This window comes from Amycolatopsis sp. WAC 01416 (assembly GCF_003947485.1).
In the GTDB taxonomy this organism is placed as follows: domain Bacteria; phylum Actinomycetota; class Actinomycetes; order Mycobacteriales; family Pseudonocardiaceae; genus Amycolatopsis.
The window spans coordinates 405,766-418,730 of record NZ_QHHX01000002.1; the positions used below are offsets into that span (position 1 = coordinate 405,766).

General features: G+C 69.9%; 12 protein-coding genes. 8 read left to right on the forward strand and 4 right to left on the reverse strand.

All coding sequences use genetic code 11. From position 1 onward, the window contains the following. Positions 1 to 22: 22 nt before the first annotated feature. The 3 genes from DL990_RS41445 to DL990_RS06250 all read right to left on the reverse strand — a co-directional run bounded on the left by DL990_RS41445 (position 23) and on the right by DL990_RS06250 (position 2,343). Complete coding sequence (locus DL990_RS41445; RefSeq protein WP_199746237.1) at positions 23 to 181, reverse strand: hypothetical protein; 159 nt, start codon at positions 179 to 181, stop codon at positions 23 to 25. A 62-nt stretch (positions 182 to 243) separates the two neighbouring features. Further along, complete coding sequence (gene menE / locus DL990_RS06245) at positions 244 to 1,368, reverse strand: o-succinylbenzoate--CoA ligase (protein WP_199746238.1); 1,125 nt, start codon at positions 1,366 to 1,368, stop codon at positions 244 to 246. 51 nt (positions 1,369 to 1,419) lie between these two features. Then, positions 1,420 to 2,343, reverse strand: coding sequence for a 1,4-dihydroxy-2-naphthoyl-CoA synthase (locus DL990_RS06250; RefSeq protein WP_125788696.1), 924 nt, complete (start codon positions 2,341 to 2,343; stop codon positions 1,420 to 1,422). Between the two features lie 57 nt (positions 2,344 to 2,400). Here DL990_RS06250 and menD point away from each other — a divergent pair, with 57 nt between their 5' ends. The 3 genes from menD to DL990_RS06265 all read left to right on the forward strand — a co-directional run bounded on the left by menD (position 2,401) and on the right by DL990_RS06265 (position 6,166). Beyond that, positions 2,401 to 4,077 carry a 2-succinyl-5-enolpyruvyl-6-hydroxy-3-cyclohexene-1-carboxylic-acid synthase gene (gene menD / locus DL990_RS06255; protein ID WP_199746239.1) on the forward strand — a complete coding sequence of 559 codons (1,677 nt, stop codon included), beginning with the start codon at positions 2,401 to 2,403 and terminating at the stop codon, positions 4,075 to 4,077. Positions 4,078 to 4,176: 99 nt separating this feature from the next. Then, a complete protein-coding gene (locus DL990_RS06260; RefSeq protein WP_125788698.1) occupies positions 4,177 to 5,691 on the forward strand; it encodes a M1 family metallopeptidase in 1,515 nt (504 codons plus the stop codon). Between the two features lie 22 nt (positions 5,692 to 5,713). Beyond that, the gene (locus DL990_RS06265) at positions 5,714 to 6,166 is read left to right on the forward strand and encodes a DUF3592 domain-containing protein (protein WP_125798139.1); all 453 of its coding nucleotides are present in this window, start codon (positions 5,714 to 5,716) and stop codon (positions 6,164 to 6,166) included. Between the two features lie 199 nt (positions 6,167 to 6,365). Here the strand turns inward: DL990_RS06265 and DL990_RS06270 are convergent, their stop codons facing one another. Continuing rightward, positions 6,366 to 7,196: an inositol monophosphatase gene (locus DL990_RS06270; protein WP_125788700.1), complete on the reverse strand. Its 831-nt coding sequence runs from the start codon at positions 7,194 to 7,196 to the stop codon at positions 6,366 to 6,368. Positions 7,197 to 7,307: 111 nt separating this feature from the next. Here DL990_RS06270 and DL990_RS06275 point away from each other — a divergent pair, with 111 nt between their 5' ends. The 5 genes from DL990_RS06275 (at position 7,308) to DL990_RS06295 (ending at position 12,481) form a co-directional block, all read left to right on the forward strand. Next, complete coding sequence (locus tag DL990_RS06275) at positions 7,308 to 8,426, forward strand: glycosyltransferase family 1 protein (RefSeq protein WP_199746240.1); 1,119 nt, start codon at positions 7,308 to 7,310, stop codon at positions 8,424 to 8,426. Then, positions 8,426 to 9,529 (forward strand): glycosyltransferase family 1 protein, encoded by a 1,104-nt coding sequence (locus DL990_RS06280; RefSeq protein WP_125798140.1) that lies wholly within the window; start codon positions 8,426 to 8,428, stop codon positions 9,527 to 9,529. The genes DL990_RS06275 and DL990_RS06280 overlap by 1 nt, the downstream gene beginning before the upstream one ends. Positions 9,530 to 9,653: 124 nt before the next feature. Beyond that, positions 9,654 to 10,424: a BTAD domain-containing putative transcriptional regulator gene (locus DL990_RS06285; RefSeq protein ID WP_125798141.1), complete on the forward strand. Its 771-nt coding sequence runs from the start codon at positions 9,654 to 9,656 to the stop codon at positions 10,422 to 10,424. Between the two features lie 69 nt (positions 10,425 to 10,493). Next, positions 10,494 to 11,198, forward strand: coding sequence for a demethylmenaquinone methyltransferase (locus tag DL990_RS06290; protein ID WP_125788703.1), 705 nt, complete (start codon positions 10,494 to 10,496; stop codon positions 11,196 to 11,198). Next, the gene (locus DL990_RS06295) at positions 11,195 to 12,481 is read left to right on the forward strand and encodes a geranylgeranyl reductase family protein (protein WP_125788704.1); all 1,287 of its coding nucleotides are present in this window, start codon (positions 11,195 to 11,197) and stop codon (positions 12,479 to 12,481) included. Before DL990_RS06290 ends, DL990_RS06295 begins: the two co-directional genes overlap by 4 nt. Positions 12,482 to 12,965 lie beyond the last annotated feature (484 nt).

A 12,965-nucleotide genomic window follows, 5' to 3' on the forward strand; every position in this document is an offset into this window, starting at 1 on the left:
CCCGGGCAGGTGACGAGTCGCGCTACTTCAGATCGTCGATCGCGTCTTCCAGGGTCCAGGTGAGCGTGCCGCTGTTCGGAACGGCGGCTTCCGGTTCGTCCGCCAGCGCGGGCCCGGCCAAAGCGACCAGTCCCATCGTGACGGCGGTGCAGGCCAATACGGTGCGTGTCCAGCGCGTCATACCTAGACGTAAACCCGCGGGTAATGATTGTGTCAACAATGTCCCGGTAATCGGTGGGGAATTCACGACCTTCGTAGGAGATTCCTGACGGCCGTCCTGTCGACCTTCCCTGGGCCTCGCAGCGGGAGTTCTTCGGCGAACTCGACTCGCTTCGGAGCAGCCGCGGCGCCGGCCTCTTCGCGGCACGCGGCGCGCAGCGAATCGACGTCGCAACCAGCGCCGACGACGAGCGCGACGACGGCTTCACCCCACTCGGGGTCGGGCACTCCGACCACGCACGCGTCCCGGATCCCCGGCTGCGCGGTCAAGATCCGTTCGACGGCCGCGGCGGCCACCTTCACCCCGCCGGTGTTGATCATGTCGTCGATCCGACCGAGGATCTCCAACCGGCCGTCGGCCGACCAACGGCCGCGGTCGGAGGTGCGGAACCGGCCGTCCTCGAAGGACTCCGAAGTCAGGTCAGGTCGCAGCCGGTAGCCGTGCGAGAGCACGTCACCCGTGATACAGACTCGCTCGTCTTCGAGTTCGACGTGTACTCCGTCCAGCGGTACGCCTTCGTAGACGCAGCCGCTCGCGGTCTCGCTCATGCCGTACGCGGGCACGATCTTCACGCCCGCTTCGGCGGCGCGCTCCCGAAGATCCACGGTGGTCGCCGCGGCGCCGACGATGATCGCGTCGAAAGCGCGGGCCGCCGCCAGACCGGGCCCGCCCGCGTCGAGCAGCCGCCCGAGCTGAGTCGGCACGAGCGCGGTGTAGCGCGGCCCGTCCAGTGACAACAGCGGCGCGGCCGCCTCGGCGAAGTCGTCCGGCCGGAAACCGGGGGCGTGCAGCACGGCGGGCGTCGTCCCGGCCAGCAGCGAGCGGATCAGCACCTGCAGTCCGCCGATGTACTGCGCCGGGGTCGCGAGCAGCCAGTGCCCCGGACCGCCGAGCCTCTTGTGGGTCGCGTGAGCCGACGCGGTGAGCGCCGAGGCCGACAGCAGGACCCCCTTCGGCTCGCCGGTGGAGCCGGAGGTGGCGATGATCACCGCCGTCCCGGGTTCGGCCGGGCGCGTCGGCTCCATCGCGTCCCGCAGGGCCTCCGACGCGTAGGGGAGGACGGCCGGGCCGCCGCCGAGCGCCTCTGCCAACGCCGAGGTCAGCTCGTCGATCGACGCCTGACCCCCGTCCACCCCTATCGCCCGCATCGCTCCACCCTACGTCCGCCCGCGGATCGCGTTTAGCCCGCTAAACGCAGGTCAGTAGTAGTACGGGAAGGCCGACCAGTCGGGTGAGCGCTTCTCCAGGAAGGAGTCCCGGCCTTCGACGGCCTCGTCCTGCATGTACGCCAGCCGGGTGGTTTCGCCGGCGAAGAGCTGCTGGCCGACCAGGCCGTCGTCGGTGAGGTTGAACGCGTACTTGAGCATCCGCTGCGCGGTCGGCGACTTGGCGTTGATCGTCCACGCCCAGTCCAGCGCCTCGGCTTCGAGCTCCGCGTGCGGGACGGCGGAGTTCACCGCGCCCATCGCCTGCATCTGCTCGGCCGTGTACTCGCGCCCGAGGAAGAAGATCTCGCGAGCGAACTTCTGCCCGACCTGCTTGGCGAGGTACGCCGAGCCGTAGCCGCCGTCGAAGGAGCCGACGTCGGCGTCGGTCTGCTTGAAGCGCGCGTGCTCGGCCGACGCGAGCGTGAGGTCGCACACCACGTGCAGCGAGTGCCCGCCACCGGCGGCCCACCCCGGGACCACCGCGATGACCACCTTCGGCATGAACCGGATCAGCCGCTGGACCTCGAGAATGTGCAGCCGTCCGGCCCTCGCCGGATCGATCGTGTCGGAGGTCTCCCCGTCCGCGTACTGATACCCGGAGCGTCCGCGAATACGCTGGTCACCACCGGAACAAAACGCCCAGCCGCCGTCCTTCGGCGATGGGCCGTTGCCGGTGAGCAGGACGCAGCCGACGTCCGAGCTCATCCGCGCGTGGTCGAGCGCGCGGTACAGCTCGTCGACGGTGTGCGGACGGAAGGCGTTGCGGACCTCGGGACGGTCGAACGCGATACGCACCACACGTTTGCCTGAGCGGCTCTCAGAGGAGCGGTGATAGGTGATGTCGGTGAAGTCGAAACCGTCGACTTCGGTCCACAAGGCCGGGTCGAACAGCTCGGAAACCTGGGCGTCATCCACGTTTGGGAGAATAGGACGTGTGGCCGTGAGTCGTAGTGTGAAACCCGAGGTCTGCCGGTGAATCCTTCCACCGCGCAGGCCAGGGTCATCGTCGACGAGCTCGTCCGCAACACCGTCTCGCACGTCGTCCTCTGCCCGGGCTCACGCAACGCCCCGCTGTCGATCGCGCTGTACGACGCGGCGGCCGCCGGACGGCTCCAGTTGCACGTCCGCATCGACGAACGCGGCGCCGCCTTCCTCGCCCTCGGCATCGCCGCGCGCACGGGCCGCCCCGTCGCCGTGCTGTGCACCTCGGGCACGGCGGCCGCGAACTTCCACCCCGCCGTGCTGGAGGCGGACCGCGCGGGCGTGCCGCTGATCGTGCTGACCGCCGACCGCCCGCCCGAGATGCGGGCCGCCGGCGCGAGCCAGGTCATCGACCAGCACCAGCTCTACGGCAACGCCATCCGCTACTTCGACGAGCTCGCCGTCGCCGAACGCCGCGCCGGCCAGAACTCGTACTGGCGCGGCCAGATCTGCCGCGCCTGGAACGCCGCGTACGGCGAATGGCGCTGCGGACCGGTGCATCTGAACATCCCGTTCCGTGAGCCGCTCGTCCCTGACATCGATGATGACGGCGAGTGGTACGAGTCACTCGAAGGGCGTCCCGACGGCGCCCGCTGGACCGAGCTGCCCGACTTCGGCGCGCTTCCCTCGTTCGTGGTGCCCTCGGCCCGGTCCGGCCTGGTCATCGCGTGCGACACCGGTGTGCAGGCGGCCAGCGAATGGGCCGAGCTGCACGGCTGGCCGGTCGTCTCCGAGACCGGCGGCATCGGGCTGGCGGGCGCGACGGCGATCTCGTCCGGCGCGTGGCTGCTCGGCGTCGAGGAGTTCATCTCGCGGCACAAGCCCGAGCAGGTCCTGTGCATCGGCCGTCCGACGGTGTTCCGGCAGGTCCAGAGCGTGCTGTCCGATCCCGACGTCGAGGTGCTGCTGGTCCGGCCCGATTCGGATTGGCCCGCGCCCGCGCACAACGTCCGCCAGGTCGGCCAGTGGTTCGACGAGCCGACCAAACCGGCCGATCCGGAGTGGCTCGCCAGCTGGCAGCGCGCGGACAAGGCGGCGTCGGCGGCGGTGGCCGAGGCGCTGGCCGCCGAACCCTGGCCGAGCGGACTGCGCCTGGCGACCGAGCTGGTCGACGCGGTCCCGGAGGGGTCGCTGCTGGTCGTGGGCTCGTCCAACCCGACCCGTGACGTCGCGCTCGCCGGACGGCTGCGGCCCGACGTCCTCGTGCACCGCAACCGCGGCGTCGCCGGGATCGACGGCATGGTGTCGACCGCGATCGGCGCCGCGACCGTCCACAGGGGACATTCGTACGCGCTGCTCGGCGACCTGACGTTCCTGCACGACGCGAGCGGCCTGCTGACCGGGCCCGCCGAACAGCGCCCCGACCTGACGATCGTGGTGCTCAACGACGACGGCGGCGGCATCTTCTCCCTGCTGGAGCAGGGCGCGCCCGAGCACAACGCCAGCTTCGAACGCGTCTTCGGCACGCCGCATGGCGCCGATCTCGGTGCCTTGTGCGCCGGCTACCGCGTGCCGCACGTCGTCGCCGAGACGCTCACCGAGTTCCGCGCGGCGCTCAAACCCGCGCCGGGGCTACGGGTGGTGGAGGTCCGGGTGGACCGAACGCGCCACCGTGAGCTGCACGCGCGCCTCCGTACGGCGGTGTCGTCGGCCGTGCGGGCTGTCTAGCCCTATTCCAGAGGCTAGGAACCCTTCCTTTGGCTGTGTCTCGCCGAGGGGTACCTGGCTACGTTCGAGCGCGCTGACAAATCCCTGGGAGGATTCGCAATGCGCTTGAACACTCGCGCCGGCTTCGCCGGATTGACCGCGGGCGTCGTCTCGGTGCTGCTCGTGGGCACCGCGGCCGCCGCACCCGCGCCCGGCTCGATCGGCATCGGCGACCCGTACTACCCGCACGCCGGGAACGGCGGCTACGACGTCGGTCACTACGACCTCCGGCTGACCTATCAGCCGTCCACCGACCTGCTGTCCGGTGCCACGACGATCCTGCTCACCGCGACGCAGGACCTCTCGGCTTTCAACCTCGACTTCGGCCTGAAGGTGTCGAGCGTCCGGGTCAACAACCGGCCCGCGAAGTTCGCGACGTCGACCGACGGCACCGGTGAGCTGACCGTCACGCCGTCGACGCCGCTGAAGAAGGGCCAGACGGCCACGGTCGTCGTCGCCTACGCGGACACGCCGTCGAAAGTGAAGATCGACGGCTTCACCGCCTGGAAGAAGACCCCGGACGGCGCGCTGGCCGTCGACGAGCCGCAGAGCGCGGCCTGGTGGTTCCCGTCCAACGACCACCCGACCGACCTGGCGACCTACGACGTCTCGGTCGAGGTCCCGAACGACGTCGCCGCGCTGTCGAACGGCACGCTCGTGCGCAAGACGGTGCAGCGGCCGGGCTGGACGCGCTGGAACTGGCGCAGCACCAAACCGCAGGCGACGTATCTCACGTCGCTGGAGGTCGGCAAGTTCGAGGTGAACGAGCAGACCACGCCGGACGGCAAACCGTTCATCACCGCCTATGGCGCCGACCTCGGCGAATCGCTCGGCGCGGCCAAGGCCAGCATCGAGCGGACGCCGGAGATCACCGAATTCCTCGCCTCGAAGTTCGGGCCTTACCCGTTCGAGGCGCAGGGCGGCGTCGTCACCACCGGCATCACCTTCGCGCTGGAGAACCAGACGCGGCCGGTGTACGGCGCCAGGGCCTTCCGGAGCGGCTCCAACACCTCGATCGTCGCGCACGAGCAGGCGCACCAGTGGTTCGGCGACAGCGTCACGCTCGGCAAGTGGAGCGAGATCTGGCTGAACGAGGGCTTCGCCTCCTACGGCGAGTTCCTGTGGTCGGAGGAGATCGGCGAGGGCACGGCCGACGAACTCGCCCAGTACATCTACGACTCCGTGCCCGCCGAGGACCCGTTCTGGCAGGTCCTGCCCGCCGACCCGGGCGCGGACGACCAGTTCCACGGGGCCGTCTACGACCGCGGCGCGCTCGCGGTGCACGCGTTGCGCAAGGCCGTGGGCGACGACACGTTCTTCCGGATCCTGCAGACGTGGCAGCAGGTGAAGAAGGCCAAGTCGGCGGTGATCGGAGAGTTCATCGCGCTGGCGGAGAAGATCTCGGGCAAGCCGCTGTACGACCTGTTCCAGACGTGGCTGTACACCAAGGGCAAGCCCGCGGTGAGCCCCAACGGCACGCAGGCTCTCCGGGCCGCTGTGGCGCCTGTCGCACCGAAGTCCTACGCGCAGATCAAGGCGACCCATGAATTCCTCGCCGAGCGACACGCCCACTGACGGGTAGCGCTACGCTCGCGGCGTGACGGCCAAAACGGAGCGGGTGAGGCGCATCGGGTGGTATGCCGCCCTCGTTGTCGCCTCACTCGTCACCGTGCTCGGCGTCTCGCTGCTGTTCGCCGCCATCCGCAACGACAACTCGATCGAAGCGGAGCTCGGGCAGGCGACCGCGCAGGTCGAGTCGGTGACCTTCGACCGCACGATCATCAACTACGCCACCCCCGACGGCATCATGCACAGCCCGGCCAACGGGGTGCTCTACCCCTCGGGCCTGGCCGCCGGGCAGCTGGTGAACATCGAGTACGACGTCGGCGACCCGGAACTCGCGCGGGTGGCGGGCCGCTCGGCGGCGAACACGCTGCTGCCGCTGGGCAGCATGATCTTCTTCACCTGGCTGATCGCCGGCCCGCTGCTGTGGTGGATCCGGCGGCAACGGCTGACTTACCGGCGCACGCTCGCCGAGTCGTCCGTCTGATCACGCGAGTTACGCCTCCAATCACGTGAGTTGCGCCTCTAATCACGTGAGTCCCGTTCCCAATCACGTGAGTCCCGTGCTCAGTCGTGCGGGCTTGCCGTGTGGAACTGGCGAACACGCGTGATTGGAGGCGCAACACGCGTGATCAGAGGCGTAACTCGCGTGATCAGAGGCGTAACTCGCGTGATTGGGGGCGAACTCAGCCGACCGACTCCTGCCACCAGCCCAGGACCTCGTCGGCCACGCCGGGCGCCGCCACCAGCAGCGCGTCGACCGGCAGGGCCGTGCCTTCCCCGTGCCGGTCCAGCACCACGGCCCCGGCCTCGATGGCCAGCGCGACCGATCCGGCGACGTCCCATTCGCGGTAGCTGTGCAGCACCGCCGCGGCCGCGTGCCCCAGCGCGACCTGCGCGATCGCCAAGGCCGCCGAGCCGAGTACCCGGACCCCGGCGTGCGCGGCGGCGGCCCGTTCGATGAACTGGCCCATCCCCGGCCAGACACCTTTGCGCGTGAGTTCCGTGCAGACGATCGCCCCGGCGGTCCCGCGGCGGTCGGTGAGTGTGATCGGCTTGCCGTTCGCCCTGGCCCCGCGGCCGCGCGCGGCGGCGTAGATCTGAGCTCGGTACGGGTCCGCGACCACGCCCACCACCGGCCCCGAAGCGTCGATCAGGGCGAGGCTGTACGCGCACCAGGGCACACCGGCGACGTAGTTCGCGGTGCCGTCGACCGGGTCGACCACCCAGCGGTATTCGGCGACGTCGGCACCGTGGTCGGCGCCGAATTCGCCGCCGACGACGGGGATTCCGGGGAATTCCGCGGTCAGCACGCGGCGGGTGTGGCGTTCGAGGATCCGGTCCGTGTCGGTGACCCAGTCGAAGGGCGAGTCCTTCGGATCGGGCTGGGCGCCGCGGCCGGCGGTCGCGGTGATCACGTCGGTCGCGTCGTTGGCCAGCCGCCCGGCCACTTCGAGGGCCCTCGACACCAGCCCTGGCTCGACGGGCTGGGGCGGCCTTGACGACAGGAGGGTCATGCCTGACTAGTGTGGCCGAGCCTGGTTTACGGAACACGACCTTGAGATGACATGTCGTCTGTTCCGTTTTTGTTGGCGTGGGCGTCACAACCGGATGCCACAGTGATCCGCGTGCGAGTCGCGATAGTCACCGAAAGTTTCCTGCCCCAGGTGAACGGCGTGACCAACTCCGTGCTCCGCGTCGTGGAACACCTCCGCGACCGCGCGCACGACGTGCTGATCATCGCCCCGGGGCCGGGTCCCGCGGAGTACCTCGGCGCCCCGGTCGTGCGCATTCCCGCCCTCGACTTCCCCGGCGTGAACTCCCTCCCGGTCGGCGTGCCGACCCGGACGGTGCTGACCGCCCTCGCCGATTTCGGGCCGGACGTGGTGCATCTGGCGTCGCCGTTCGTGGTCGGCGCCCGCGGGCTCGCCGCGGCAAGGCGGCTGCGGGTGCCGTGTGTCGCGGTGTATCAGACCGACATCGCCGGTTTCGCCGCCGCGTACGGCTTCGGCATCGCCGCCCGCGCGGCCTGGCGCTGGGTGCGCCGTCTGCACTCGCGGGCCGACCGCACGCTCGCGCCGTCGACGGATTCGGTGGAACAGCTGAAACTGCACGGGATCCCGCGGGTGCACCGCTGGGCGCGCGGCGTCGACATCGAGCGGTTCTCGCCGGTCCACGCCGATCCCGCGTTGCGCGCCGAACTGGCGCCGAACGGCGAACTGCTGGTCGGTTTCGTCGGCAGGCTCGCGCCAGAGAAGGAGGTCGAGCGGCTGACCGCGCTCGCCGGGATCGACGGGATCCGCGTGGTCGTCGTCGGTGACGGACCGGAGTTGCCGATGCTGCGCGAACGGATCCCGGGTGCGGCGTTCCTCGGCGCCCAGTACGGCGAAGAGCTCTCCGCGGCGTACGCGAGCCTCGACGTGTTCGTCCACACAGGACCGCACGAGACGTTCTGCCAGGCCATCCAAGAAGCGATGGCGTCCGGGTTGCCGGTGCTGGCGCCGAACGCGGGCGGTCCGAAGGATCTGGTCCTGCCCGGCCGCACGGGGTACCTGCTGCCCGCCGACCGCGCCGGATTCGCGACAGCGCTCGTGGACAAGGTGAACGACCTGCGCGACGAAGCGCTGCGCGCCAGGCTGGGGGAGAAGGCGCGCAAGGTCGTCCTGGGCCGGACTTGGCCCGCTGTCTGCCGGGAACTGGTCGGCCACTACGAGGCCGTCCAGGGCAAAGTCGCGCGCGCGGCCTGATGCACATCATCCAGCTGGCCAACTTCTACGGGCCACGCTCGGGCGGGCTGCGGACCGCGCTGCACCATCTCGGCGCCGGTTACGTGGCGAGCGGCCATCAGGTGACCCTCGTGGTGCCAGGGCGGCGCTACGAGGACGAGACGCTGCCCTCGGGAGTCCGCCGGTTCTCCCTGCCGGCACCGCAGATCCCGGGTACCGGTGGCTATCGCGCGGTCGATCCGCACCGGGTGCGCGCGGTGCTGGAACGCCTGGAACCGGACAGGCTGGAAGTGTCCGACAGGCTCACCCTGCGCGGCATGGGCGTCTGGGCGCGGCGCAACGGTGTGCCCAGCATGGTGATCTCGCACGAGCGGCTGGACAGGTTGCTGGAGCAGTTCCTGATGCCGGAACCCGTCGCGCGGCGCGTCGCGGACGTCGCGAACCGGCGGATGGCGCGGCGCTACGACACGGTCGTCTGCACGACGGCGTTCGCCCGCGCGGAATTCGACCGGATCGCCGCACCGAACGTGCGACGGGTTCCGCTCGGCGTCGACCTCACGACGTTCGCCCCGGCCCGGCGCGACGACGGCTGGCGGCACACGCTGTCCGGCGACGCCGACGCGCTGATCGTCCACTGTGGACGTTTGTCGCCGGAGAAGCACGTCGAGCGCAGTGTGGACACCGTCGCCGAGCTGACCGAGGGAGGGCATCGCGTTCGGCTCGTGATCGCCGGTGACGGCCCTCGGCGGCGTGCGCTGGAACGGCGGGCGCGCGGGCTGCCGGTGACCTTCCTCGGTTTCCTTTCCGGACGCGGCGACGTCGCGCGACTGCTGGCCAGCGCGGACGTCTCCCTCGCGCCGGGTCCACACGAGACGTTCGGGCTGGCCGCGCTGGAGGCGCTCGCTTCGGGGACGCCGGTGGTGGTCTCGGCGTCGTCGGCGCTGCGGGAGATCGTGCGGCCCGGCTGCGGTGAGGCCGTCGACGACCGCGCACCCGCTTTCGCCGGCGCCGTCACTGGTCTGTTGGAGCGTCCCGAGGACGCGAGACGGGCGGCGGCGCGTGCCCGGGCGGAGGAATTCGCCTGGCCGCAGTCGGTGCAGGGAATGCTCTCCGCACTCGAGTGATCTCCATCCATGCCCCCGCCACCGCCCTCAACGGAGGAGCTTCGCTCCCAGGCTTGGTCTTTGTATCTCTTTTGTACAACCGGCATTCATCGTCCCCTCACGCCATCGAGCGAGAGGACGGCACGTGAGGTTCGAAGTACTGGGCACGTTCAGCATCTCTTCCGGTTCGCGGTCGGTCCCGCTGCACGGCCGGATGAGAAGAACGCTCCTCGGCGTGCTGCTGGTCCGGGCGAACACCTTCGTGCCGGTGAACGTGCTCACCGAGGCCCTGTGGGAGAGCAAGTGGGAGCCGCGGGCGGTGCCGAAGCTGCACTGGCACGTCCACAAGCTGCGGCAGGCCCTGCCCGAAGGCGACCGGCTCGGCTTCGACAACGGCGGCTACCGGCTGGAGGTCCATCCCGGCGAACTGGACGTCGAGACCTTCGAGACGCTGGCAGGCCAGGCGCTGAAGTCCGCGGACCCCGCTCAGCGCGCCTCACTGATCCGGCAGGCCCTCACGCACTGGCACGGCGCGCCCTACGACGGCTTGGACGTCCCGCTGCTGTCGGACGAGACGATGCGCCTCTCGGAGCACCGCCTGGTCCTGCTCGAAGAGCTCTACCAGGCCGAACTCGACCTCGGGCGGCACGCGAGCGCGGCCGTCGACCTGGCGGATCTGGTGCGGTGGCATCCCTTGCGGCAGCGTGCCCAGTACCTCCTGATGGACGCTCTTTGGCGGGCCGGGCGCACCTCCGACGCGCTGGCGGCGTACCGGCGGGCGCGCCGGGTCTCGGTCGATCAGCTCGGCCTCGAACCGGGGCCGGAACTGCGGTTGCTGGAGCGGAGGATCCTCGCCGGTGAGGTCGCGGGGGCCGGTGCGCACCGTGCCCCGGCGTTGCTTCACCGGGCAAGGTGAACCTACGGGGCGCCGCTTTGCTCCCGCTTGGGTGACCTGTCTCAGGACCTCGGGGTTAGGGTTCGAGGCATGTCCCGAGCGAGTCTTGACAAGGATCCGCACGAAGTCGCCGCCATGTTCGACGACGTCGCGGACGGCTACGACCGCGCGAATTCGTTCATGACCTTCGGCTTCGACCGCCGCTGGCGCACCGTCACCGGCCGGGTGCTGGACGCCAAACGCGGCGAGAAGGTGCTGGACCTCGCGGCGGGCACCGGCGTGTCCACCGTCGAGTACGCGCGCAACGGCGCCTGGTGCCTCGCGGCGGACTTCTCGGTCGGCATGCTCAGGGCGGGCAAGCACCGCGGCGTCCCCATGGTGGCCGCCGACGCGATGAAGCTGCCGTTCGCCGACGAGAGCTTCGACGCGGTCACCATCTCGCTCGCGCTGCGGAACTTCGTCGACACCAAGGCCGCGCTCACCGAGATCGCGCGGGTGGTCAAACCGGGCGGCAGGCTGGTGATCTGCGAGGTGTCGACGCCCACATTCCCGCCGATCCGGTTCCTGCACCGGAAGTTCATCGCGAAGCTGCTCACCTGGGTCGGCGCGCGGACCTCGTCGAACCCCGAGGCCTACTCCTACCTGGCCGAATCCATGCTGGCCTGGCCGGATCAGCGGACGCTCGGGGAGATCATCGCGAGCGCCGGGTGGACCGAGGTGGAGTGGCTGAACCTCACGTTCGGCGTCGTCGCCATCCACCGCGCCAAAAAGCCCTCCGTAAACTCGCGGCCATGACACGTCGCAACGCAGACCACGACGCCGAGGTCATCGTCGTCGGTGCCGGACCGGCCGGCTCCACCGCCGCCACGTACCTCGCCCGTGCGGGCGTCGACGTGCTGCTGCTGGAGAAGACCGAGTTCCCGCGCGAGAAGGTGTGCGGCGACGGCCTGACCCCTCGCGGCGTCAAGCAGCTCATCGACCTGGGGATCGACACCAGCGAGGACGCGGGCTGGGTGCACAGCCGCGGCCTGCGGATCCTCACCGGCGAGCTCACGCTGGAGCTCGACTGGCCGGACCTGACGAGCTACCCGCCGTACGGCGTTTCGCGGACCCGTCAGGACTTCGACGACCTGCTCGCGAAGACCGCGGTCAAGGCGGGCGCCCGGCTCTACGAGCGCACCACCGTCACCGGCGCCATCACCAGCCCGACCGGCCGCGTGATCGGCGTCGAAGCGAAGGTGGGCCCGGAGAAGACGCCGGTGAGCTACCGCGCTCCGCTGGTGCTGGCCTGCGACGGCGTCTCCGCGCGGCTCGCGCTGAGCGTCGGCATCCAGAAGAACGAGAAGCGCCCGATGGGTGTCGCGGTGCGGCAGTACTACAAGAGCCCGCGCCACGACGACCCGTTCATCGAGGGCCACCTGGAGCTGTGGGACCGCTCGGATCCGCGCGACCCGAAGCTGCTGCCCGGCTACGGCTGGGCGTTCCCGCTCGGCGACGGCACGGTGAACGTCGGCCTCGGCATGCTGTCGACGTCGGCCGCGTTCCGCAGCACCGACTACCGCGCGCTGCTGCGCCAATGGCTCGACGGAACGCCCGAGGAATGGGGCTACCGCGAGGAGAACGCCATCGGCAAGGTCGGCGGCGCCGGTCTCCCGATGGGCTTCAACCGCACCCCGCACTACCGCGACGGCCTGCTGCTGCTCGGCGACGCCGGCGGCATGGTCAGCCCGTTCAACGGCGAGGGCATCTCGGCCGCGATGGAGTCCGCGCAGCTGGCGTCGGAGTTCGTCGTGCAGGCGTTGGCGCGCCGCGAAGGCCCGTCCCGTGAGCGGGCGCTGGAGGGCTACCCGCGCGCGGTCGGCGAGCTGATGGGCGGCTACTACCGGCTCGGCAACGTGTTCGCGAAGCTGATCGGGAAGCCGAAGGTCATGCACGCCGCGACGAAGTACGGGCTGCGGATCAACTCGATCCTTCCGTTGGTCTACAAGGGACTCTCGGGCTGCTACGACGCCAAGGGCGGGGACGGCGTCGACCGCCTCATCGCCGCGCTGGCCCGCGCCACCCCCACTCCGCGCTGACGCCTCTGGCAAGTACATGAAGGCCCCCTTCCTTGCGCCTAGCGCAAGGAAGGGGGCCTTCATGTACTTGGGGACGGGCCGCAAGTAGGTGACTAATTGCGCTGGTCTCCACACGTCTGGACCAATTCCCGGCACCACGGGCAGTGGTATCGGTCACAGGACAAATGCGGTCAAATGACCACGGGAAGCCGATCTTGGGAACGACGTCGCAGGTCATCGGTACCGCACGCCGGAAGTAACCGTACTGGCCGTGCGGTCAAGTTAGGGCAGCCTTATAGCGCGGGGCCTAGGGACAAGAATGTGAGTCACGTCCTACACTCGGCCCATGCTTTGTGAATCGCTTCACATCCTCGACGGGAGGCTTGTGAACTATTTCACAAGCAAGGAGGCCGTCATGCACGGCCCGTAAGGGTTGCCTAACCCTCGGCGGTGTGACCCAGGTGACTTAGGGTGCCGACCGAGGGAAGCGGTGAACCCCGACTCG